This window comes from Hymenobacter sp. HSC-4F20 (genome assembly GCF_019599275.1).
GTDB lineage: Bacteria > Bacteroidota > Bacteroidia > Cytophagales > Hymenobacteraceae > Hymenobacter.
Genome location: NZ_JAHZTD010000001.1, coordinates 538241 through 562666, shown reverse-complemented (window position 1 = coordinate 562666; position 24426 = coordinate 538241). Strand labels below are relative to the sequence as shown.

General features: G+C 60.6%; 13 protein-coding genes. 6 read left to right on the top strand and 7 right to left on the bottom strand.

The genetic code is table 11. The features are described from left to right. Positions 1-97 precede the first annotated feature (97 nt). The 6 genes from K3G63_RS02355 (at position 98) to K3G63_RS02330 (ending at position 9379) form a co-directional block, all read left to right on the top strand. On the top strand, positions 98-2278 hold the full coding sequence (locus K3G63_RS02355) for an RICIN domain-containing protein (protein WP_220612485.1): 2181 nt from the start codon (positions 98-100) through the stop codon (positions 2276-2278). Between the two features lie 227 nt (positions 2279-2505). Next, entirely contained in the window at positions 2506-4488 is a 1983-nt protein-coding gene (locus K3G63_RS02350) for a sialate O-acetylesterase (RefSeq protein ID WP_220612484.1), read from the top strand. A 32-nt stretch (positions 4489-4520) separates the two neighbouring features. Next, positions 4521-5981, top strand: a complete 1461-nt coding sequence (locus K3G63_RS02345; protein WP_220612483.1) for a glycoside hydrolase family 30 beta sandwich domain-containing protein — start codon at positions 4521-4523, stop codon at positions 5979-5981. A gap of 87 nt (positions 5982-6068) precedes the next feature. Beyond that, a complete protein-coding gene (locus K3G63_RS02340; RefSeq protein ID WP_220612482.1) occupies positions 6069-7532 on the top strand; it encodes a glycoside hydrolase family 30 beta sandwich domain-containing protein in 1464 nt (487 codons plus the stop codon). Between the two features lie 92 nt (positions 7533-7624). Further along, positions 7625-8251, top strand: coding sequence for a DUF1349 domain-containing protein (locus K3G63_RS02335; protein WP_259404235.1), 627 nt, complete (start codon positions 7625-7627; stop codon positions 8249-8251). A gap of 36 nt (positions 8252-8287) precedes the next feature. After that, positions 8288-9379: an alpha/beta hydrolase family protein gene (locus tag K3G63_RS02330; protein WP_220612481.1), complete on the top strand. Its 1092-nt coding sequence runs from the start codon at positions 8288-8290 to the stop codon at positions 9377-9379. Between the two features lie 248 nt (positions 9380-9627). On the opposite strand, the gene K3G63_RS02325 is transcribed toward K3G63_RS02330, so the two are convergent. From K3G63_RS02325 to K3G63_RS02295, 7 genes are all read right to left on the bottom strand, one after another. Further along, positions 9628-11754, bottom strand: a complete 2127-nt coding sequence (locus K3G63_RS02325; RefSeq protein ID WP_409070858.1) for a glycoside hydrolase family 97 protein — start codon at positions 11752-11754, stop codon at positions 9628-9630. A gap of 532 nt (positions 11755-12286) precedes the next feature. Continuing rightward, complete coding sequence (gene bglX, locus K3G63_RS02320; RefSeq protein ID WP_220612479.1) at positions 12287-14611, bottom strand: beta-glucosidase BglX; 2325 nt, start codon at positions 14609-14611, stop codon at positions 12287-12289. Positions 14612-14836: 225 nt separating this feature from the next. Continuing rightward, positions 14837-16597: a family 43 glycosylhydrolase gene (locus tag K3G63_RS02315; protein ID WP_220612478.1), complete on the bottom strand. Its 1761-nt coding sequence runs from the start codon at positions 16595-16597 to the stop codon at positions 14837-14839. Positions 16598-16756: 159 nt separating this feature from the next. Next, positions 16757-18121: a glucoamylase family protein gene (locus K3G63_RS02310; RefSeq protein ID WP_220612477.1), complete on the bottom strand. Its 1365-nt coding sequence runs from the start codon at positions 18119-18121 to the stop codon at positions 16757-16759. A 171-nt stretch (positions 18122-18292) separates the two neighbouring features. Beyond that, positions 18293-19834 (bottom strand): RagB/SusD family nutrient uptake outer membrane protein, encoded by a 1542-nt coding sequence (locus K3G63_RS02305; protein WP_220612476.1) that lies wholly within the window; start codon positions 19832-19834, stop codon positions 18293-18295. 12 nt (positions 19835-19846) lie between these two features. Further along, positions 19847-23125, bottom strand: coding sequence for a TonB-dependent receptor (locus K3G63_RS02300; protein ID WP_220612475.1), 3279 nt, complete (start codon positions 23123-23125; stop codon positions 19847-19849). A gap of 182 nt (positions 23126-23307) precedes the next feature. Next, positions 23308-24345 (bottom strand): FecR family protein, encoded by a 1038-nt coding sequence (locus K3G63_RS02295; protein WP_220612474.1) that lies wholly within the window; start codon positions 24343-24345, stop codon positions 23308-23310. Positions 24346-24426 lie beyond the last annotated feature (81 nt).

Below are 24426 nucleotides of genomic sequence, written 5' to 3'. Positions count from 1 at the left end.
TCCGGTGCGAAGTCCCCAGCTCCGCCGGCTGCCTGTCCCGACTTTCCGGCCTCCCCAAGGCCTGTTTGTTTCTTTTCCACAACCCAATCCCACCACCATGAAAAACCTTTTCCCCCACCGGCCGGGTCCTATCAGGGCTAGTTTGGCCGTCCTGTCACTGCTGGCCTTGCACTCGGGTGCCGTGCAGGCGCAGTCCGTGAGCCTGTGGATGACCACCGGCGACCAAACCAAGCTGCTCCAGCCTCAGGCCAACGTCAGCTTCGGGGCGAATACCGGTACGGCCAGCACCACTATCACCGTAAACGAGGGGACTACCTACCAGACCATTGATGGCTTTGGGGCGTCGATGACGGGTTCCTCAGCCTACGTGCTAAACCAGAAGATGTCGGCCACCCAGCGCGATGCGCTGCTGAACGACTTGTTTACCGGTAGCGGCATTCGGCTGAGCTTCCTGCGCCACACCATGGGCGCTTCCGACTTCTCGGCCCAGGGCGACTTCACCTACGATGATAAGCCCCAGGGCCAGACCGATCCGAACCTGACCAGCTTCAGCATCCAGCCCGACCGCCAGGACGTGATTCCGATGCTGAAGGCGGCGCGGGCGAAGAATGGCAACCTGAAGCTGATGGGCTCTCCGTGGTCGGCGCCGGCCTGGATGAAGGAAACCTACAAGCTGCGCGGGGGCTGGCTTAGCACCACCTGGTACCAGGCCTACGCCAACTACTTTGTGAAGTACGTGCAGGCGTATGCCGCCGAAGGGCTACCGATTTATGCCGTAACGCTGCAAAACGAGCCCCTCTACGAAGCGCCGTACATGGCCATGCGCATGGACCCCGGTAACCAGGCCGCCTTCCTGAAAAACAACATCGGTCCGGCTTTCCGCAATGCGGGCATCACCACCAAGCTCATTGTGTACGACCACAACTGGGACCGGCCCGATTATCCTAACGCGGTGTTTGCCGATGCCGCTGCGGCCCAGTACGCGGCCGGCTCGGCCTTCCATGGCTACGGCGGCAACGTAAGTCAGCAAAGCACCACCCACGACGCCTACCCGGGCAAGGACATCTGGTTTACGGAAGTAAGTGGTACGGCCGGCTCCAGCTTCGCCGGCGACCTGAAGTGGCACCTTTCCAACATCATCATCGGCACTACCCGCAACTGGGCCAAAAGCGCCCTGGAGTGGAACCTGGCCCTTGACCAGAACAACGGCCCGACCAATGGGGGGTGCACCACCTGCCGGGGGGTAGTGACTGTCAACAACACCACTGGCAGCGTTACGCGCAACGTGGAGTACTACGCCCTGGGCCACGCCAGCAAGTTCGTAGACCCGGGCGCGGTGCGCATTGCTTCCAACTCGGTAGCTGGGGGCATTGAAAACGTAGCCTTCCGCAACCCCGATGGCTCCAAAGTGCTGATTGCCCTCAACAACGGCTCGGCTGCCAGCACGTTCAAGGTAGTCTGGAACAACCAGGCCTTTACGTACACCTTGCCCGCCGGCGCGGTTGCTACCTACAAGTGGACGGGCGGCACCAGCACAGCCAGCGGTCCGCAGATCGGGCGCACCTACGAAATCAGCTCCAAAAATGGCGGCAAGGCCCTCGACATCGACGGTAACTCGACAACCAACGGTGGTCGTTTGCAGCAGTGGACCTGGGGCGGCACGGCCAACCAGAAGTGGAAGTTGGTAGATGCAGGGGGCGGTTACGTGCGCATCGTGAACCAGAACAGCAATAAGTCCCTCGACATTGTTGGGCCGTCTACCACCAACGGGGCCCTGATCCACCAGTGGGACTGGGCCAGCGCCGACAACCAGTACTGGCAGATTGTGGCCAACGGTGACGGCACCTACCGCATTATCAATAAGTACAGCGGCAAGGTGCTGGACGTGCAGAACAACTCTACCGCCGATGGGGCCAGCATTCAGCAATGGGACTGGAGCAACAGCGACAATCAGAAGTGGTGGTTCTCGGACCAGGGAGCCGCAGCCCGCGTGGCCCTGGCTACGGCCGGTTCGGCCGCCGATGCTCGCCTGCAAGTGTACCCCACCGTAGTTAATACCGAGCTAAGCCTGCACTACACCGCGGCGGCGCGGCAGCAGCTTACCCTGCGCCTGCTGGATCTGACGGGCCGCGTAGCCATCAGCCAGACGGAGCGAGCCGTGACGGCGGGTGAGAATGAACTGACGGTACCCGTAGCCAGTCTGACGGCCGGGGTGTATCTGCTGCAAGTGGATACGCCCGATGGGCAGTTGCTGCGCCGGGTGGTTATTGCGCATTAAGAGTAAACCTGCCGGCTCCGGATGTACCGGGGCCGGCTTTTTCGCTTTTTCTATCGACTTCAACTCTACTAATCACTTGCTCCCCCCTCCACCCCGTGCGCTACCGCTCCTGTTTTACCCGTAAGCTACCTCAACGGGCTTTGCGCGGCGGGTAGGAGCACCCGCTTCCCCGCGTTGCACTAATCCAAGCTCCTCGGTGTCTTACGTTTTCAGTTGCTTCTTCCTACATGCCGTTGCCTTCCTCCTTTCGCCTAACTGCCCTGCTGCTGTTGCCTATCATGCCCGCCGCCCAGGCCATGGTGCGCCTGCCCCGGCTGGTTAGCTCTCATATGGTGCTGCAGCGCAACGTTCCGCTACCGCTCTGGGGCTGGGCCACGCCGGGCGAGGCCGTGCGGGTTTCTTTCCGCGGCACTACGGTCCAGGCCAACGCCGGGCCCGACGGGCGCTGGCAGCTCACCCTCCCGGCCCGGCCGGCGGGCGGCCCGTTCGAGTTGGAAGTGAAAGGCCAGAACGTCATTAAGCTCACCGATGTGCTGGTTGGGGATGTCTGGCTGGCTTCGGGGCAGTCGAACATGGAGTGGCCTCTGCGCGAGGCGGCTGGCGGGCCTGCCGCCGCCGCTGCCGCCCACTACCCCCGTATCCGGCTGTTCAACGTGCCTAATCGTGCGGAGCCGCGGCCCCAGGCCGAGCTGGCCGGCGGCGAGTGGCGGGTGTGCACCCCCCAGTCGGCGGCTGATTTTTCGGCCGTAGCTTATTTCTTCGGCCTCGACTTGCAGCGACAATACAACGTACCGGTGGGCCTGATTGCCGCCGAGTGGGGCGGCACCGTGGCTGAAGCCTGGACCAGCGCTCCAACCCTGCAGAAACTCCCCGACTTTCAGGCGTCCGTGGCCGCGCTGCAGCGCCAGCCGGGCTCCTTCACCGAGCAAGAAGCGGCCTACGCGGCGCGCCTGCAAGCCTGGCAGCAAAGTCCGGCCGGACAGGACCAGGGCCTGCTGCCGGGCCAGCCTTCCTGGGCCGACCCCAACCTGGCGACGCCCAGCTGGAACACGCTGCAGCTGCCCGGCCTCTGGGAAAGCCAGACGCCCGAGCTGCGCGACTTCGACGGCGTGGTGTGGCTGCGGCGTGAGCTGACCCTGCCCGCCAGCGCCGCCAATCAGCCGCTTACTCTGAGCCTGGCCCAGGTTGACGACCAAGACAGCACCTTCTTCAACGGGGTAGCCATTGGGGGCACCCGCGGCTACGATAAGCTCCGGCGCTACACCGTGCCCGCCAGCCTCGTGCGCGCCGGTCGCAACGTAGTAGCCGTGCGGGTAACCGATACGGGCAGCGGGGGCGGCCTCTGGGGCAAGCCCGAAAATCTGACAGCTACGGTCGGCAGCCTCACCGTGCCTCTGGCCGGCAGCTGGCAGTACCGCCCGGCCTTCGACCCGAGCACCCGGCCCCGAAGCCCATTTCCGGGCGGGCCCCAGAACGAGCCAACCTCCCTATTTAACGGCATGATTGCTCCCCTGGCTCCTTACGCCCTGAAAGGCGTGATCTGGTACCAGGGGGAAAGCAACGCCGGCCGCGACGCGCAGTACCGCGTCCTCTTTCCAGCTCTGGTTCAGGACTGGCGCACTCACTGGCAGCAGGCCGCCCTCCCCTTCCTGTTCGTGCAGCTGGCCGGCTACATGCCCGATGCACCCGAGCCGACTGATACAGACTGGGCCCGCCTACGGGAAGCTCAGCGCCTGACCAGCCTGAGGGTGCCCCGTACGGGCATGGCCGTAGCCCTCGACCTGGGCAACCCCGACGATATTCACCCCCGCAACAAACAGGACGTAGGCCACCGCCTGGCCCTTCAGGCCCGCCGGGTGGCGTACGGCGAAACCAGCGTGGTAGCTTCCGGCCCTACCTTCGAGAAGCTCAGCGCCAGCGGCAACCGCCTCACGCTCAGCTTTGGCAACGTGGGCGGCGGCCTGCTGCTCCGGCCCGGAGGCATGGGCACCCTCAGCAGCTTTGCCGTGGCTGGCCCGGATGGCCGCTTCGTGTGGGCCCAGGCCGAGGTAGAGGGTACTACCCTAGTGCTGCACGCCGATGGGGTAGCAAACCCGGTGGCCGTGCGCTACGCCTGGGGGAACAACCGGCCTGCTACCCTTTACAACAAAGAAGGCCTGCCCGCCTCCCCCTTCCGCTCCGACGACTGGCCCCGACAGCCTGCGCCCTAACCTGCCTTCCTCGCATTACCTTCTTCGTCTATATGAAATTTCCCCTGCACATTCCGCTTGGGCTGGCTGGCTCCCTGCTGGCTGGTACCCTGCTCCTAGGCTGCGGCGGCAAGGAGTCCGGCTCCGACCCGACGCCTCAGCCGCCCGTTACGCCCCCCACACCAAGTACTCCCTCTCAGGTAGCCCTCTGGCTGACCACATCTGATAAGTCGGCCTTATTTTATAAGAGCACGGTGAGCCTCAACTTTAAGGCCGCCGGCACCTCGAACCAGGCCATTACCGTAGACACCACCCAGACCTACCAGACCATTGACGGTTTCGGGTACACGCTGACGGGGGGTAGCGCCATGCTCATCAAGCAGATGAGCGCCCCTGAACGCGCCAAGCTCCTGAAGGAGCTGTTTGCTACCGATGAAAACAACATTGGCACCAGCTACCTGCGCATCAGCATCGGCGCTTCTGACCTAGATGCTGCCGTGTTTACCTACGACGACTCCGCCCAGCCCGACCCCACCCTGGCGCAGTTCAGCATCGCCCCGGATAAAGTCAACCTGATTCCGGTGCTCAAGGAAATCTTGGCCATTAACCCGAACATCAAGATTCTGGGCTCACCCTGGACGGCACCGATCTGGATGAAGACCAACAACAGCTACATCGGTGGCTCGCTGAAGGCGGAATACTACAGTACCTACGCCCAGTATTTCGTAAAATACCTACAAGCCATGCAGGCTGAAGGTATTCGGGTAGATGCCGTGACGCTGCAAAATGAGCCCCTGCACGACGGCAACAACCCCAGCATGCTCATGAGCGCCGCCGAGCAGGCCGCCTTCGTCCGCGACTTTGTAGGGCCAGCTTTCCGGGCAGCGGGTCTGACTACGAAAATCATCCTCTACGACCACAACCTCGACAAACCCGACTACCCGATTTCCATCCTGCGCGACCCTGGGGCCAGCCAGTATGTAGATGGCTCGGCCTTCCACTTATACGAAGGCAAAATAGACGCCATGACTACTGTGCACAATGCCTTTCCCAGCAAAAATGTGTACTTCACGGAGCAGTGGACCGAAGCAACCGGTAAGTTCGCCGGCGACCTGCAATGGCACATGGAGAACCTCATGATTGGGGCTACCCGCAACTGGAGCCGCAACGTACTGGAGTGGAACCTGGCTTCCGACCAGAACAACGGCCCGCATACGTCGGGGGGGTGCAGCACTTGCCTGGGCGCCGTGACTATCAATGGCAATAGCGTAACTCGCAACACGGCCTACTACACCGTGGCGCACGCCGCTAAATTTGTGCGGCCCGGCTCGGTACGCATTGCCACCAACGTGCCCGGCAGCTTGCCAAACGTGGCCTTCAAAAACCCCGATGGCAAGAAAGTGCTCATCGTGCTTAATACTGGCTCCTCGCCTCAAACGTTCGACATCCAGTACCGGGGAAAAGTAGCCACTACCCTACTCGACGGGGGCGCCGTCGGGACGTACGTGTGGTAACCGCTTGCGCCGGTTTGCCCCAGCCTGCTACCTCTACTCGACTTACCAATCGGCTTGCCTCATGAAAGGCAGCCATTCCTTTTAATTATGCAGAAAACCCTTATTGCCGCGCTGGTAGCCTCGTGTATTGGCACAACGGCTTCCGCTCAAAAATCAACCCCTGCGCCTAAGTCGTACTCGGCGGCGGGCAAGCAGGTGCAGGTGTACACCACCGCCGACAACTCCCAGCTGCGCCTGGCTGCTACCGACAAGCTCAGCTTCAAGGAAGTGGGCCAGCCCCTGGAAACGCAGCCCACGGTATTCGTTGACCCCACCCACACCTTCCAGACCCTGGTAGGCATTGGGGGCGCCCTCACCGATGCCTCGGCCGAAACGTTTGCCAAGCTGCCCAAGGCCCAGCAGCAGGAATTTATGCAGGCGTACTTTAGTCCTACCCAGGGAATTGGCTATACGCTGGGCCGTACCAACATCAACAGCTGCGACTTTTCCAGCGACACGTACACCTACGTGCAGGACGGCGACAAAGAGCTGAAAACCTTCGACATCAAGCACGACGAGAAGTACAAAATCCCCTTTATCAAGCAGGCTACGGCCGCGGCGGGCGGCAAGCTCACGCTGTACGTGAGCCCCTGGAGCCCGCCGGCCTGGATGAAGGACACCAAGAACATGCTGCAGGGTGGCAAGCTGCTGCCCGAGTTCCGCCAAAGCTGGGCCGACTACTACGTGAAGTTTATCAAGGCCTACGAAAAGGCCGGCATTCCGGTGTGGGGCCTCACGGTGCAGAACGAGCCCATGGCCAAGCAAAAGTGGGAGTCGTGCATTTTCACGGCCGAAGAGGAGCGCGACTTCGTGAAAGGCTACCTCGGACCCACGCTCAAGAAAGGCGGCCTCTCTGACAAGAAGCTCATCGGCTGGGACCATAACCGCGACCTGATGTTCCAGCGCGCCGCTACCCTCTTCGATGACCCCGAAGCCAGCAAATACTACTGGGGCCTGGGCTACCACTGGTATGAAACCTGGACCGGCTCGGGCATGCAGTTCGACAACCTGCGCCGCGTGCACGAAACCTACCCCGACAAAAACCTGGTGTTTACGGAAGGCTGCGTAGAGAACTTCAAGTTCGACAATGTGAACGACTGGAAGCTGGGTGAGCGGTACGGCAACTCCCTCATCAACGACTTTAACGCCGGCACCGTGGCCTGGACCGACTGGAACATTCTGCTCGATGAAACGGGCGGCCCCAACCACGTCGGCAACTTTTGCTACGCCCCCATCATCGGCGACACGAAGAGCGGCAAGCTCATCTATACCAACATTTACTACTACATCGGCCACTTCTCGAAGTTTGTGCGGCCCGGTGCCAAGCGCATTGCTACCGCCTCCAGCCGCGACGTGCTGCAAACTACCGCCTTCCTCAACCCCGATGGCAAAGTAGCTGTGGTGGTCATGAACCAGACCGACAAGGAGCAGCCCTTCCAGCTTTGGATGAAAGGCCAGGCCGCCCAGGCCACCAGCCGGCCCCACTCCATCATGACGATGGTGGTGAACTAGCCTCCACTACCCCCGCAATCGGGCCGCTACTACCCCAGTAGCGGCCCGATTTCACTTTCAGCCTACTCCTACCTCTGGCCATTTTCTATCGAATGAAAGCACTCCTGCTGACCATCCTAACCACTGGCGCCGTTATGTCTGCTTCTGCCCAATCCTTCACCTCGTTGCGCTGGCTGCACGCGCCCAAGCAGGCCACCGTTTCAGACAATAAGCTTCAGGTGCAGGTAGAAGGCGGCACCGATTTCTGGCGCGTGACGCACTACGGCTTTATCCGCGACAATGGGCACTTCTACTACCAGGAGCAGGCCGGCGACTTTCTAGCCAAAGTAAAGGTAGTGGGCCACTACCGCGAGCTGTACGACCAAGCCGGCCTGATGATTCGGCTGGATGAGAAGAACTGGATTAAGACGGGGATTGAATACGTACATGGCGTCCAGAACGTGAGTGCTGTCGTTACGCGCGAGGTATCGGACTGGTCGGTGGTGCCCCGCCAGGACAGCCCGCCGGCCGTGTGGCTCACCCTGCTGCGCAAGGGCGACTACGTGGAAATTCAATATTCCTTTGACAATAAGGAGTTCAAGATGCTGCGCCTAGCCTACTTCCCACCCACCCCGGGCAAGAAAGTGCAGATTGGCCTGATGTGCGCCGCCCCCGATGGTAAAGGCTTTCCCGTGGAGTTCGAGGACTTTTCGGTTACGCCTGTAGCGAAGGCCAAATAAGTGCGGCTCATGTGCTACCCTTCGCTTCTTCTCTCTATGCCAACTTTGTTTCCCTCCTTTCCAGCCCATTCCCTCCGGCGGTATCTGGGGCTGCTATCTGTTCTGCTGCTGGGCATCTCGGCTAGCGCCATGGCGCAGGCGCCTGCTAAAGGCCGCGTGGTGGTTACCTACCTCGACTCCGAGCTACTGAAAGGCAACCCTGGCGGGGAAAACCCACAGCGACGAGTAAGTGTGTACCTGCCCGCCGGCTACGAGGCTAACGCCGCCAAACGCTACCCCGTGCTCTACTACCTGCACGGCTTCACTTGGAGCGACAGTCTGCTCTTCCACGCCGACGGCTTGGGTGAACTGCTAGACCAGGCCATTGCCGATGGGAAGATTCGCCCGGTCATTGTGGTAGCCCCCAACGAGCAGACCTTGTTCCAGGGCAGCTTCTACACCAACTCCGCCACCAACGGCCCCTGGGCCGATTTCACCGCCAAAGAGCTGGTAAGCTTCATTGATAAGAACTACCGCACCCTAGCCAAACCGGCCAGCCGGGGGCTGGCGGGGCACTCTATGGGTGGTAATGGTACGTTGCGCCTGGCCATGCTCTACCCCGGTACGTATGCTGCAGCCTACGCCCTGAGCCCAGGCTTCGCGGCCCCGCACCCCGAGTGGATGTCGGCCCGGCCCAGCCAGGACGCGGCCAGCCGGGCCAAGAGCCGGGCAGCTATTCAGTCTGACTTCAACGCTATCCGGCTGGTAGCATGCGCCCGCGCCTTCTCCCCTACTCCAGGCAAAGGCGCCTTCGGCGCGGCCCTACCCCGCTCCTTTGGCCCCGACAGCCTCGCCCACCGCGACGCGGTGCTGGCCCAATGGGGCGCGGCCTCGCCCGTAGCGCTGCTGCCCAAGCACCTAGCCAGCCTGCGCCAGCTGCGGGGTCTGGCTTTCGATTGGGGGGAGCAGGACCAGTTTCAGCACATTCCGCCCGCCTGCCGCACGCTGGATATGCAGCTGTCAGCCTACGGCATTCCGCACGCCGCCGAAAGCTACGAGGGCAACCACGGCAACCGCATCATGGGCCGCGACGGCCGCCTATACCAGAAGCTCCTGCCGTTCTTCAACCAGCGGTTGCAGTTTGATTAAATTGACAATTAGGAAGTTGCCAAGAACGTGTCATATTGAACAGAGTCGAAGCATCTCTACCGCTTCGTTGCAGGTTTCGTTGATTAGCCAGAGGTAGGGATGCTTCGACTCCGCGGACGCAAGATCAAGCATGACAAACAGTTGGTGACTATATCACTTATCATCTACAGCTCAAATCAAAAATCCCCGGCAAGAATCAACTTGATTCCTGCCGGGGATTTTTCTTAACTAAGACTAGCCGCCGCGGACTATTTGACTTCCATCACGCTGATGGCGTAGCCGCCACCGGGCGCGCAGTACTGGCTCAGCTTGGTTTTGCTGGTCACGTTCTGCTTGCGGATCTGGTAGGCTTGCGGGTTTTTCTCGTAGTGGGCTTCCTTCTTGTCGGCGTAGATGGTGGCCACATACTTTTTGCCGGGCTCCAGGAAGCTCAGGTCGATTTTGGAGGTGCGGCCCCGCTCGTCGCAGGTGCTGCCGATAAACCAGTTGGGGCTGCCTTTGGCTTTGCGGGCGTAGGTGATGTAGTCGCCGGGCTCGGCTTCCAGCACCTTGGTGTCGTCCCAGTCCACGGCTACGTCCTTGATGAACTGGAAGGCATCGAGGTGCTTGTTGTAGGTTTCAGGCAGGTCGGCGGCCATTTGCAGGGGGCTGTACATGGTCACGTACAGGGCCAGTTGCCGGGCCAGGGTGCTGTGCACGAAGGAGTTGTTCTGCGGGTTGTAGGCGCTAACGCGGGTCTGGAAGATGCCCGGCGTGTAGTCCATGGGGCCGCCGATAAGGCGGGTGAAGGGCAGAATGGTGGTATGGTCGGCGTTGTTGCCCCCAAATGATTCGTACTCGGTGCCGCGGGCGGCCTCGTTGCCGATCAGGTTGGGGTAGGTGCGCGAGAGGCCGGTGGGGCGCACGGCTTCGTGGCCGTTCACCATGATTTTATACTTGGCCGCCTTTTCCAGCACGTAGTTGTAGTGGTTGATCATCCACTGGTCGTAGTGCTTGTGGCCCAGGGGGACGATGTCGCCCACGTAGCCGGTTTTCACGGCGTTGTAGCCGTACTTGTTCATGAACTGAAAGGCCGAGTCGAGGTGGCGCTCGTAGTTGCGCACCGAGCCCGAGGTTTCGTGGTGCATGATGATCTTCACGTTCTTGCTCTGGGCGTAGCGGCTCAACTCCTGCACGTCGAAGTCGGGGTAGGGCGTCACGAAGTCAAACACGTAGTCTTTGTGCTTGCCGAACCAGTCTTCCCAGCCGGTGTTCCAGCCTTCTACCAGCACGCCATCCAGCCCGTGCTTGGCCGCAAAGTCAATATACTCTTTCACGTGGGCCGTGTTGGCGCCGTGGGTGCCGTTGGGCTTCACCTTGCGGTAGTCCACTGAGTCGAGCTTGATGTTCTCCAGGTTGGTGTACGACCACGTGCTTTTGCCCGTAATCATCTCCCACCACACGCCTACGTACTTCACCGGCTTAATCCAGGATACGTCCTTGAACTTGGTGGGCTCGTTGAGGTTCAGCACCAGCTTGGAGAGCAGAATGTCGCCGGCTTTGTCGCTCACAATCACCGTGCGCCAGGGCGAGTTGGCCGGGGTCTGAAGCAGGCCCTTGTCCCCTACCGCGTCGGGCGTGAGGTGGCTTTCCAGCACCATGTTCTTGTCGTCCAGCTCCAGGTGCATGGCCGAATAGTCGATGAGGGCCGCTTCATGGATGTTGATGTAGAGCCCGTCCTGGCTCTTGAGCATCAGGGGCGTTTGCACGCCGGTGGCCGAGAAGGGGGTTTGGGAGGCGTTGGGGGTAGTAGCCGCCTTCATCAGCCCGCGCACTTCCGAGAGTTTAGAGGTAACAGTGCTGTACTCCTGGGTGTCGTAGTCGCCGGGCAGCCAGAAGGCATTGTGGTCGCCGGCCAGGGCAAACTGCGTGCGCTCCTCCTTCACGGTGAAGTAGTCGAGGCCCTTCTGCTGGGGAAACTCGTAGCGGAAGCCCAGGCCATCATCGAACAGGCGGAAGCGCACCCGCATCACACGGTTGGTTTGGGCCTGCGTTAGGGTCACCGCCAACTCATTGTAGTGGTTGCGGATGTTCTTGCTTTCACCCCACACCGGCTGCCAGGTTTCGTCGAAGGTGCGACGCTCGGCGCTGGTTTGGGTGAAGCCGCTGGTCAGCGAGGTCGTGTTTTTCAGATCCAGGCCCAGGCGGCTGGTTTTCAGCACGGGCCGACCTTTGTAGGTGAGGCTGTAGGTAGGCACGCCACCTTCCTGCACGTTTACACTGAGCGTAAACTGCTTGTTCGGCGACTGAATGTCTTCGGCCTCGGCTGCACTGCACAACAATAGGCCGCAGAGCAGTAGCACGCCGCGGCTGAAACGGCGAAGAGGTTGCGGCAAGGCGGAAGGTAGAACTTGAGCGCCGGTCTGCTTCCTGAAGGAAGCAGACCAGCTTATGCGGTCAATAAGCATGGTGGGGAGGAAAAGAGAAGGTTCGACGCAGCTTGCCCCGCAAAGGAAGCACGGGAAGATACGCAGCAGCAAGTTGAAGCTCTTCCGGGCGGCCTGCTACGTCCGGGTTGTCTGCTTTCCGTGCGCTATTGACTAAACGCACGGTTTGCCCTCACCCGACGCCGGAGACACCCAACCAGTTGGCTTCGGGCGGACGTTTGCGGCCGTTGCAGGGGGTAGGCCGAGACGCTCCAACGGCGCAGACGGGTATCAAGTCGAACGCCTTCGGGGTTGGGCTGAGGCGAGCGAGCTAGAGTGGGCAGGGCGTATAAAAACAGAAGCGCGAAGCTTCCTTCGAAGAAACTTCGCGCTTCTGTTAGAATCGGCTTCCGGAGCACCAACCCGCTCCCCTATTAGCAAAGTGGCTTCCGGAAGCCCCCGCGCGCTCGTCCCACAACAAGGCGCAGGTAGTGCCTACCCTTTACTGAGCGGCCAGCTTGAAGGCGGCCGTCTGCACGTCGCGGGAGTTGCCACCCACGAATACCTGGAAGTCGCCGGGCTCGGCCACAAACTGCAGGTTGGCATTATAGAACTTCAGGTCCTCGGGGGTCAGGCGGAAGGTGAGCGTGCGGCTCTCGCCTTTTTTGAGCAGCACTTTCTGGAAGCCTTTCAGCTCTTTCACCGGGCGCGAGATGGAGCCTACCATGTCGCGGATGTAGAGCTGGGCTACTTCTTCGCCATCGTAGTTGCCGGTATTTTTCAGGGTTACCTTCACCTCCAGCGTGCCGTTCATGGGGAGCGTGGTGGTGCTCAGCTCGGGCTTGCCGTACTCGAAGGTGGTGTAGCTCAGGCCGTAGCCGAAGGGGTAGAGCGGGTCGTTGCTCACGTCCATGTAGCGCGACTTGTACTTGTCCAGCGCCACGCCCTGGTAGGGCCGGCCAGTCATTTTGTGGTTGTAGTAGAGCGGAATCTGGCCTACGTGCTGGGGGAAGGTGGCCGTGAGCTTGCCCGAGGGGTTGTAGGCTCCAAATAGCACATCGGCAATGGCGTTGCCGGCCTGGGTACCCGCAAACCAGGTTTCCAGGATGGCGTCGGCGTTTTTATCTTCCCAGGGCAGCGTCATCGGCCGGCCGCTCATCAGCACGATGACCAGCGGCTTGCCGGTTTTCTTGAGAGCTTTGAGCAGTTCCAACTGCTGGCCGGGCAGACCAATGTCGGCGCGGCTGGCGGCTTCGCCCGTCATGCCTTGGCTCTCCCCTACGGCGGCCACAATCACGTCGGCACCCTGGGCTACCTGCACGGCTTCGCGGATCATTTCCTCGGAGCTGCGCTTGTCTACGTTCAGTTCGCCGCCGTGAGCATTCAGGCGGTCAATCATCTGCTGGTCGTCGGTGAAGTTGGCGCCCTGGGCCGTTACAATCTTCACGCCGTTGCCGGCCACATTCCGGATGCCTTGTTCCAAAGACACGGCCTGTTTCCAGTCGCCGGCCCCGCTCCAGCTACCAATCATGTCGCGCTGGCGGGTAGCCAAGGGACCCACCAATGCTATGGTTCCCTGCTTTTTGAGGGGTAGGGCGTTGTTGCTGTTTTTGAGCAGCACCATGCTCTTACGGGCAATGTCGCGGGCATCGGCAATGAACTCCTTTTTCATCATCGTGGCCTTGGCGCGCTTCTCGTTGGTGTAGAGGTAGGGGTCTTTAAACAGGCCCAGCTTCCACTTGGCTTCCAGAATGCGGCGGCAGGCTTGGTCAATCTGCTCCTGCTTCACGGTGCCGTCCTTGAGGTTCTGGGCCAGGTTGCGCAGGAAAATCTCCCCTACCATGTCCTGGTCGATGCCGGCGTTCAGAGCCAGCGCCGATACCTGGGCGTCGTCGCCCATGCCGTGGGCGGTCATTTCGTTGATGGCGGTGTAGTCGGTAGCCACGAAGCCTTTGAAGCCCCACTGGTTGCGCAACAGGTCCGTCATCAGCCACTTGTTGCCGGTGGCAGGCACGCCGTTGATGTCATTGAACGACGACATGACGGAACCCGCACCCGCGTCGAGGGCGGCTTTGTAGGGCGGCAGGTACTCGTTGTACATGCGCACCAGGCTCATGTCGGTGGTATTGTAGTCGCGGCCGGCTTCGGCGGCACCGTACAGGGCAAAGTGCTTCAGGCAGGCCATGACGGTGTTGTTCTTCGAGAGGTCGTCGCCCTGGTAGCCGTGCACCATCACGCGGGCAATCTGGGAGCCCAGATAGGGGTCCTCGCCCGAGCCCTCGCTGATGCGGCCCCAGCGCGGGTCGCGGGCAATGTCCACCATGGGCGAGTACACCCAGTTCAGGCCGTCAGCAGACGCTTCTTCGGCGGCAATGCGGGCACTGCGCTCAATGGCGGTCAAATCCCAGCTCGAAGCCAGGCCCAGGGCAATGGGGAAGATGGTGCGGTGGCCGTGGATGACGTCGTAGCCGAAAATGAGCGGAATGTGCAGGCGCGACTCTTTCACGGCCATTTCCTGGAGCTTGCGGGCCGCCGTGGGCGTAAAGGTGTTGAGCACGGCTCCCACGTTGCCCTTGCGGATGTTGGCGTCCACGTCCTTGCTTACTACCGGACCGGTCACGTCGAAGCCCACGGTAATGAGGTTCAGCTGACCGATTTTCTCTTCCAGGGTCATCTTCTGCATCAGGTCCGAGATGAACTTGTTCATCTTGTCCTCATCGGCGGCCGTTGCGCGGGTAGTCGTGGTGGTAGCTGGTTTCTGGGCTTGCAGTTGTGGCGCGAGCAGCCCCAGCGACATGAGCAAAGCGGTACGAAAAACTCGTTTCATGTGGGAATGGAAAGGAAATATGGAATAGGCGAAATTCAGGTAGGCAGTGAGCGAGGAAACACTTCCTGTCATCCTGAGGCGGTAGCCGAAGGACCTCTACCGCTACGTTGTAATGCCATTTAATTACTCACGGTAGAGGTCCTTCGGCTACCGCCTCAGGATGACAGTTTCTTACTTTGATGCTTTCCTGCTACGTATCTAGCGTGCCGGGCACCATCACAAACGCTACTTCACTTCCGCGACGGGAGTGCGCGCGGAAACGCCGTTTTCGTTGAGGGCCTCGATGGTAAAGTAGTACGGCAGGTCTTTGTCCATGCCTTTGAAGTAGTATTCAGCGGCTCCGTGCACCATGATGCAGCTGTAGAGCTTGTCAGGCGCCATGCCAACGTGAATGTTGTAGGCGTACGCATCGTCGGAAGGAGCCCATTTTAGCCACGCACTGCGCTTGTCCTTCTCGGTGCGCAATACTACAAAACCTTTGACTTGGTTGGGTAATGAACCGTTGCCCTTGCCAAAAATTCGTAAGCCGCTCAGCGCAAACTTCCCCGTGGGCATGTGGATATTTTCAAGTTTCAGAAAGCGGGTCTGCACGGGCTTTTCCAGCTCGATATAGTCGTGGGGCACATCAGTTTTGTTCTGACTTTTATCGACCAGTAGCTTCCACTTCTTGCCGTCTTTCGACTCCCAGAGCCGGTACTGATGGTAAGTTTTCTGCTGCTTCCCGAGGAACTCGGCGTCCTGGTCGGCGTAGTTGATCTGGATGGCGTGTACAGTGCTTACGGCGCCTAGATCGGTCTGCAAATACTCGCCTTTATTGCCTGTTTGGGCGCTCCAGTACGTTTTTATGCTTTCATCGACGGCGTAGTTGGACAGGTAGCCGCCCAGCGTACTGGAGGCCTGCACCGGCTTCTGGTAGTTCAGCAGCATCCAGCCCGTAAAGCGGCTTTGGAGGTGGTCTTCGGGGCCTTGGGGCAGGTAGTGGGGGTAGTCGCCGAAATCGGTATTCGAGTATAGCACGCCATCCTTATCGAAGCCGGCGGGCCACAACCCCAGGCGCCGCTCAAAATTGTTTTTTACCGAGACAACCATCGTCGACAAATGCCACCAGTTGCCCCAGCTGTCCTGAAACGTGTTGCCGTGGCCGGCTCCGCGGGCGAAACCGCCGGGCTTGTAGGCAAAAGGGTTGTGTTTTTGGGGCGTGAAGGGGCCCAGCGGCTTGTCACTTATCTGCACGCCATCGGCGTAGCCGCTGAATTCGGTGCCGGGCGCTCCGTATTGTAAGTAGTACTTGCCCTGATACTTAGTCATCCAGGCACCCTCCATGAAGGGGTCGAGGAACGTGTTATCTAAGTATTCGCCGAAGCGCTGCCAGCCAAACTTCTCATCATTGAGTTTGAACAGCTCTTTGCGCTGCCCGATGGGTTGGAAGGTCTTGCGGCTGATTTCCTGCCCATAAAGCGGGTACACGTTGGAGCTGCCCCAGTAGAGGTAGAGCTTGCCGTCATCGTCGAGGAAAAAGGCCGGGTCCCAGGCTCCTACCTGAAAAGGATCCACGGCTTCCTTCCACTCCCCTGCCTTGGGGTTGGTGCTCATCCAGATGGGAAAGTTCTTCTCCTGGGTGGAGCCGTACACCAGCAGCGTATCGCCCAGCACGAACACGGCCGGGGCGCACAAATCGTCATACACCTTGTGCTCGGGCTTGAGGAAATGGCGCGGCACAAACGTCCAGCTGTACAGGTCCGGGCTCCACCAGTAGCCCCATTGGTTGGTGCTGAATAGGTAGTAGTCGCCTTTGTAGAGGGTGATAACCGGGTCGGCGGTAGCGCGGTGCTTTCCCGCTTCGGCAAAATTCGGGATGGGCGTGTAGCCGTAGTCCAGGTTGAGCGGGTTGCAGTAGGTGCGCTGTCCGCCGGGGCTGGCCGTGGGCTGGGCCCGGGCGGACAGGCTCAGCAGCACGGCCACGTACAGAAGTAGGGTTTGGCGCATGGGTGGGGGTAGGAAATCGGGGACATTCTTTACCAGACCACTCCCGCCTGTCATCCTGCACGCAGCGAAGGACCTTTACCGAGGGTGATTAGTCAGCGGTAGAAGCCCTTCATTGTGCGCAGGATGACAGAAGAAATAAGGTCTAGGCTTCTTTATGGCTTACTTCTTCACCGGCGCGCCTTCGAAGCCCAGCTTCCCGAGGCCGCGCTGCACGTCGGGGCTGCTCATGAACAGGCGCCAGAGCAGACCGGTGCGGTGGTTTTCAATCATGCCCACAATGGGGCCCTGGTCGATGGCCAGGTGCGACTTGGCGTACCAGTTGTGGTGCTCACTGAAGCCATCCACGAAGCCATACTCACTCCAGATGTTATCCCCCAAGTCGTAATAGAAGTGCTTGAGCGCGGCCATCGACTCTTTGGGCGCGTAGGGCATGGCCGACAAAGCGGCCGTGGGCGAAATCACGCCCAGATCCTCAGTCGGCGAATGGGCGGCGTAGCCCTGGTAGCTGTCAGAGGCGGTGAGGCCCCAGCTGTTCGGGCCGTAGCCCTTGTACTTCTTGGGGTTATCGAGGCAGTAGGCGTAGTTGATGCGGGTGTGGGCCTGGTTTTGCTGCCAGTAATCAGCGTACTGGTCCTTGAGGCCGCGCGGATCGAGGCCCAGGAAGCTGTAGTGCGAGAAAAACAACGGCCCACCGTAGTCGAAGCCCAGAGGCAGCTTGGTTTGGTAGAACTCCTTGCCGTTTTTGAAGTAGTCGCCGGTAGCCCAGCCCTGGTCGTACACCTTCTTATCGATGGCGTATTTGGGCGAGGAAGCCGCCAGCACGTAGGTAATCAGGCACTCGTTCCAGCCGTGAATCTGGTGGTTCATGCTCCAGCCGTTGTTGGGGCTCCAGTGCCAGTACAGCACGTTCTGCCCGCCCTGGGTGTGCCAGTTCCACTCTACCCCTTCCCACAGCCATAAGATGTGGTTGCGCAAATCCCGCTCGGTCTGGCTTTCGCCGGTAAAATACTGGCGGGCGCAAATCAGGCCCTCAAACAGAAAAGACGTTTCCACTAAGTCGCCGCCGTCGTCCTTCTGGCTGAAGCGAATGACTTTGCCCGTGGCCCCGTTCAGCCAGTGCGGAAACACCCCGTGAAAGGAATCCGACTTTTCCAGAAACCGCACGATTTTGTAGATGCGCGCCGCCGCTTCTTCCCTTGGTATCCACTGGCGCTCAGCCGCCACAAGAATGGCCATGATGCCGAAGCCCGTGCCGCCGGTGGTTACTACCTCACTGCCGTAGTCGTAGGCCACATTGCTCCGCTCCCGCGCCATGCCCGAGACGGGGTGGCCAAAGTCCCAGAAGTAGCGGAAGGTCTGGCGCTGCACCAGGTCCAGGAGCTGTTCGTCCGTAAGGTTTTTGGGGCGTTGCTTGGGGTTGAAAGTAGAGGGAGCGGCCGGGGCTTTTTTGGCGGCCGGCTTCTGCTGAGCCCACAGCAGGCCCGGCAAAAGCAGGTAAAGGAAACCAAGGAAGACTGTTTTCATGGGTGGGAGGTTAGCCGTGCGAGGCGGGAAAAAGAGCGTCCTGCAGAGAAACTATGCTGCCCCTACTGCGCCGACGCCAGATAAAACGGGACAAGTGCCGTGGTTCACGCGGGCAACAGCAGGCCAGATGCTCCGCGTTCAGCAGAACGTTCTTTCTACCAGCAGGGCGGCCTAGTAGCCAGGGTTCTGAACGAGCTGGCCGCCGCTGAGGTCTATCTGGGGCTGCGGAATGGGGAACAGCTCGTTTTTGCCTTTCGTGAACGTTTTGCCCTGGGCCGCAAACAGCGGCACAATGCGGCCGGGCTGCACGCTTTCCTGCCTAACCAGGTCGAAGAACCGGTCGTGCTCCAGGGCCAGCTCTACCCGGCGCTCCTGCCAGATGTTTTCCAGGGTTACGGCCGGGCGGGCAGGTAGGCCGGCGCGGGCCCGCACCAGGTTTACATTGGTGGCGGCCACCCCCGTGTTGCCAAGCTGGAAGGCCGCCTCGGCATTAATCAGCAGTACTTCGGCGTAGCGCATTACCCGGATGTTTTTGGGCAGGTAGTCGTTGTTGCCGCAGTTGCGCTCCTGGGTGCGGCTGTGGTAGGCCTTGTAGCTGTAGCGAAAGTTTTCTACCGAATCCTTACTCGGAATCCGGAAGCCGTCCCAGAGCACCGTGCCAGTGCGGGCCGTGGTAATAAAGATAATGCTGCCCGCTCGGCGCTTATCGGTGGGCTCATACGCATCGGCCAGCTGCTGGGTGGGCGAGTTGAAGCCAAAGCCCAGATCGGCCCAGCCGCCCCGGCCGCCGGAGCGCGGCCCCTGACTGACGGTGTACAGGTTCACGGCCGAGTTGTTGCAGGCGGCATTGACACCGGTTTGCACCTCGAAGATAGATTCCTGGCTGTTCGCGCCGGCCTCACGCCAGATCTGCTCGTAGTTGGGAAGCAGGCCGTAGGCACCCGACCTACCCGTAATAATTTCGTTGGTCAGGTCGTAGGCCTGCTGGTAGTTTTTCTGGTAGAGGTACACCTTAGCCAGCATGGCCTGGGCCGCGCCTTTGGTAGCGCGCCCGGTTTCGGTGGCGCCTTTCAGCGGCAGATTATTGGCCGCGAACTGCAGGTCGTCGATGATTAACTGGTAGATTTCCTGGGCCGTAGCCCGCTTTTGCAGGTTGGGGTCATTAATTTCCGAAGCAGCAGGCACCCGGTCCAGCTTCGGCACGCCGCCAAACAACCGAACCAAGTTGAAATAGAAGTACCCGCGCAGGAACCGCACTTCCCCGATCAGGCGGTTGCGGGTAGCTTCGGGGGCCGGGCTCAGCGGAATCTTATCCAGGGCCTGGTTAGCGCGGTTGATGCCCTGGAAATAGCCCTTCCAGGCGTTGTTTACTACGCTGTTGGTGGAGTTCAAGGTGAAGTTGTCCACTTCGGCCGCCGCGGAGTAATCCTGGGGGGTGCTTCCCTTATCGGAGTCATCGGAGGCAATATCCGTCAGGATAACGAACTGCAGGCCGTGAATATCCGCGTCGAAACCGCCCAGGTACATGGTGTTGTACACGCCATCCACCAGCCGCTGGGCGGCGGCGGGGTCGGTGCGGATCTGGTCTTCGGTGAGTTGGCCCTGCGGGGCTACCTCCAAAAAATCTTTGCAGCCTACGGCACCTGCCGTAAGAGCCAGCCCAAGCGCCGCCAGGTACACGCGCCGGGAAATGATAGTTGCTATGGCTTTCATGGGGCGACGAGCTTAGAAATTGACATTGAGTCCCAGCGCAAGGGTGCGGCTGGTGGGGTACGTAGTGGCTTCAATGCCCGCATCCAGGGGGCCGCCGGGCAGCTCCGGCGTGAAGCCCGAGTAGTTGGTGACGGTGAACAGGTTCTGGCCCGTGGCAAACACCCGCAATGAGGAAATATGGACCCGCTTGGTAAGGTCGGCGGGGATGGTGTAGCCCAGCACTAGGTTGTTCAGGCGGAGGTAGGAGCCCGACTCAATGAAATACGTGGAGTTCGGCGTGTTCGTCCGGATAGCGTACGGGTTGGTCTGCGACGGATTGGAAGGCGTCCAGCGGTTATTGGCAAAGTCGGCCTCCACATTGTCCGTCACGGCGCCGCTGGCCTGCCGCTTATAGTTATACACGTCGTTGTTGACGTTGCCGGAAAACACGAACGAGAAGTCCAGCCCCCGGAAGTTCAGCCCCCCGTTGATACCGAAGTACATAGGCGGCTGGTAGGAGCCGGCGTACACCCGGTCGTTAGGGTCAATTACCCCGTCGCCGTTGGTGTCGGCATACTTCAGGTCGCCGGGCTGGGGCGTCAGGAAGGTGTACTTGGGGTAGGCGTCAATTTCGCTCTGGTTCTGAAACACGCCCACGGCCCGCAGCACGTAGAAGGAGCCCGCCGCTACCCCATTGTCGGAGCGCGTTACGTTGTTGGCTCCCCCGAACAGAGCCTGCCCGCCGTTCAGGTTTTCGATGCGGTTTTTGTTGAAGGTGGCATTCACCCCAAAGTTGTAAGAGAAGTTCTCCCCGATATCGGCGCGCCAGTTCAGGGCCGCTTCTACGCCGCGGTTGCTGATGTCGGCGGCGTTGGTGATGTACTGGTTGTCGGGGTCGCCAAACAGGGCCGGAATGTTTACCGGAATCAGAGCGTCGGTGGTTTTCTTGCGGTAGTAGGTTACCTCGCCGCTCAAGTGGTTACTCAGGGTAGCAAATTCCAGCGCCACGTCATACTCCGTCGTTACTTCCCAGCGCACGTCGCGGTCCTTAATCTGGCTGATGACGGCGCCCAGCACCGGCTGGTTGTTGAACACGTAGGGAATGTTCACGTCGGCCGTGGTGATGTAGGCGTTGGCGTCAATCTGGTCGTTGCCGAGCTGGCCGTAGCTGGCCCGCAGCTTCAGGAAGTCCACCAGGCTTTGGTCCTTCAGGAAACCTTCCTCGCTGAGCACCCATCCTACCCCCAGAGAAGGGAACAGCCCCCAGCGCTGACTGGAGTTGAATTTGGAGGTTCCATCATAGCGCAGGTTGGTCGTCAGCAGGTACTTATCGGCGAAGGCGTAGTTAATGCGTCCTAGCGCCGACAAGCGACGGTCTTTGCCTAGCTCGGGGGCGCCGTTCACGCTCGTGTTCGGGTCGCCGGTGGTCAGGTACCACTGGTTGGGGTCCTCGGGCACGTTGCGGCGGCTGCCGGAAATAGAGTTGGCATTTCCTTCCTCCAGCACCGTACCCACCAGCAACGTCAGGTTGTGCTTTTCGGCAAAGACCCGTTGGTAGGTAGCCGTGTTTTCCCAGAGGTAGCGCGAGCGGGTGCGCTGCTCCACGTTAAGCGTGCTCTGGGGGTTGCGCTGGTTACCGCCCGAGGTAAGGAAAGTAGCCTCGTCGTTGAGGTACTGGTAGTCGTAGATGCGGCGGTTGGTGAAGTTCAGGTCCACGTTAATGGCCGAGCGCAGCGTCAGGCCCTCCACGGGCAGGAAGTTCAGGCCTACGTTGCCTTGGAGGCGGTTTTCGTAGGAACGGTTGTTGTTTTTCTCGATGTCGAGCACCGGGTTGCCCACGTTACCGAAGGCCGAGGTGTTGCCGTAGCGCCCCCCTTCTTTGGCCGTAATGATGGGCGCCGCACGGTAGGAGTTCTGAAAGGCCGTGCCGAAGTTGACATCCCGCGTATTGGCCCGACTAAACGAGGCCTGCGAGTTAATGTTGAACTTGGGCGAGATGGTGAAATCGGTGTTGGAGCGTACCGTCAGGCGGGAGAACTTGTTCTGGATGGCAATGCCATCATCCTGCAGCAGGTTGCCGCTGAAGTAGTAGCGCACACTCTCATTGGCCCCCGACACGGCCAGGTTGTGGTTTTGGTACATGGCCCGCCGCAGAATCTGGTCGTACCAGTCGGTGTCGGCCGTATTCGTCGGGATAGTGACGTCGGGCGAAGTGCTGCGCAGGTAGTCGATGTACTGCCCGGCATCGGCCATTTCCACCCGGCGCGCCGCCTGCTTAAAGCCCACGGTGGTATTGTAGCTGAGCACCGGCTTGCCCTGCTTGCCCTTCTTGGTAGTTACGATGATGACGCCATTGGCCCCGCGCACCCCGTAAATAGCCGCCGCCGACGCATCTTTCAGCACGTCAATCGTTTCAATATCGGCGTTGCTCAAGTTGCGGATGTCGGTGGTTTGCACCCCATCCACCACGTAGAGAGGGTTGGCGCCGGCCAGCAGCGTGCCCGTACCCCGGATGCGCACCACGGGTTGGGCGTTGGGGGTGCCGTCGGTGGTAATCTGCACGCCCGCCGTTTTGCCCTGCAAAGCCTGGGTAGGCGTCTGCACCGGCTGATTCACAATTTCCTTGCCCTCAATCCGGGCTACGGCACCGGTTACATCCTGCTTGCGCTGGGTGCCATAGCCTACCACTACTACCTCGCTCAACGTCTCAGAGTCGGGCGCCAGATTGACATCCAGCGTGGTGCGCCCGCTCACGGGCACTTCCTGCGAGGTATAGCCCACAAAGGAGAACACCAAGGTGCCGTTGTCGGGAGCGGTAAGCGTATAGCGGCCCTCCATATCCGTCTGGGTGCCATTGGAAGTGCCTTTTACTACCACGTTCACACCCGGCAACCCGGCGCCTTTCTCATCCAGCACGCGGCCCGTCACGGTAATATCGGCCAGGGCCGGGGCGGGCCGGAGCACAATGCCGCTTGGCAGCGGCTCGTAGGCGATACGCAATGGGTCGAACAGCAGGTGCAGCACCTCGCCCAGGGGTTGGCCGGTAGCCTGAATGGACACGCGCCGGCCGGCCCCAATCAGCTGGCGGCTGTACTGGAAACGAATGTTGGTTTGGTTCTCAATTTTGGTGAGCACCGCGTGCATGGTCTCGTCTTGGGCCCGGAGCGTAACGGGCTGCTCCAAATACTGCTGCGAGTAAGAAGGCAGCGCCGCGGCCGTGGCAATACCGCTGCTAAGCAAGGTGATACACAAGGGCTGCAGCAAGGCGGCCCGTTTCAGCAGCGGCGGGGAAAGGTGTAGGGGATTTTTCATGCGGAAGGTGGGAATTGGATGGGAAACTCACGAGGATGGAGGATTTCGCGAGGGCGGGGCAGCGGGTCTCACGAGGAGCACCGGGTGATGTTTGCCGCACCGGCCGAGAACTGGTGCATGAGGGAAACGACTATAGCATAGGCAGCCGGAGAAGTAAGGTGGAGGGGAAGAGGGAAGAAGGCCTAGCGGGCCGCACAGCCCGGACTTCGGAAGACGATATGCGTTTCGGAGGTAGTGTAAGACGCCCCCAGGGTTTTGCAGAGCACATCCAGCTTACTGTAGAGCGACTCGTCGGGCAGGTTCAGCGTAACGGTGCAGCCGGCCAGGGCGCTGGCGTCGTAGTCAATGTCTACACCGTACGCTTTTTCCAGGGTTGCCAGCACTTCCGTCACGGGCCGGTCGTCGAAGGCAAACGACTGCGCGGCCAGCTGCAGCGGCTCGGCCACCAGCTCGCGCTGCAGCTTCCGGCGTAGCGGCGAGTACACGGCCTGCTGATTGGGCAGCACCACTACCCCGCTGGGCACGGCAGCCACACCAGCCGCTGAGCCCAGCGGGTTTACCTGCACCCGGCCTGTGCGCACCTTTACCACCACCGGTTGCGGACCTTCGGGGGCGCGCACCAGAAAGCTGGTGCCCAGCACCGTAGTAACCACCTCGTGGGTATACACCCGGAACGGATGCGCCTTATCAGGGGCAATCTGGAAGAAGGCTTCTCCTTTCAGGTACACGGTGCGGTGGCGGGCAGCAAACCGGGCCGGGTATTTCAGCTGCGCCCCGGCCGATACCTGTACGGTGCTCCCATCGGAGAGGCGCACCGTCTGGGTTTGGACGCTCGTATTGTGGTAGCTATGCCAGCCTGAGGCCTGCTGGGTTGTAGCCGGAGCCGCCGGAGCTGTTACCAGAGCGGCCACCGATGGCGCTAGCAGATGCTGCGCCCCGGCTCCTACCCCCAGCACAACCGCAGCCGCGGCCACCCACCGCCACGCCCCAGCCCGCCAGGAGCGGGCCGGTGGGCTAACATCTTCGCCGTCCAGGGTTTGGGCCTCGATGCGCTGCCAGAGTTCCGCTCGGAGTTGCTGGCGCTCGGCCGCCGTTAGGGTAAGGGGGGGCTGCTCGTGACCCAGTAAGCTGTACCAGTGTTCTACCAGCCGTTGCTCTTCGGGCGTGCATTCGCCTTGCTGGTACCGCTGCAGGAGGTGGTGTAAGTCGGGGTGTTTCATGGGCCTTTCAGCGTGCGTACAGGAGGCGAATCAGTAGTAGAGTCGATTAACTTGACCTCTACCCTAGCCTCCTTTCAAAAA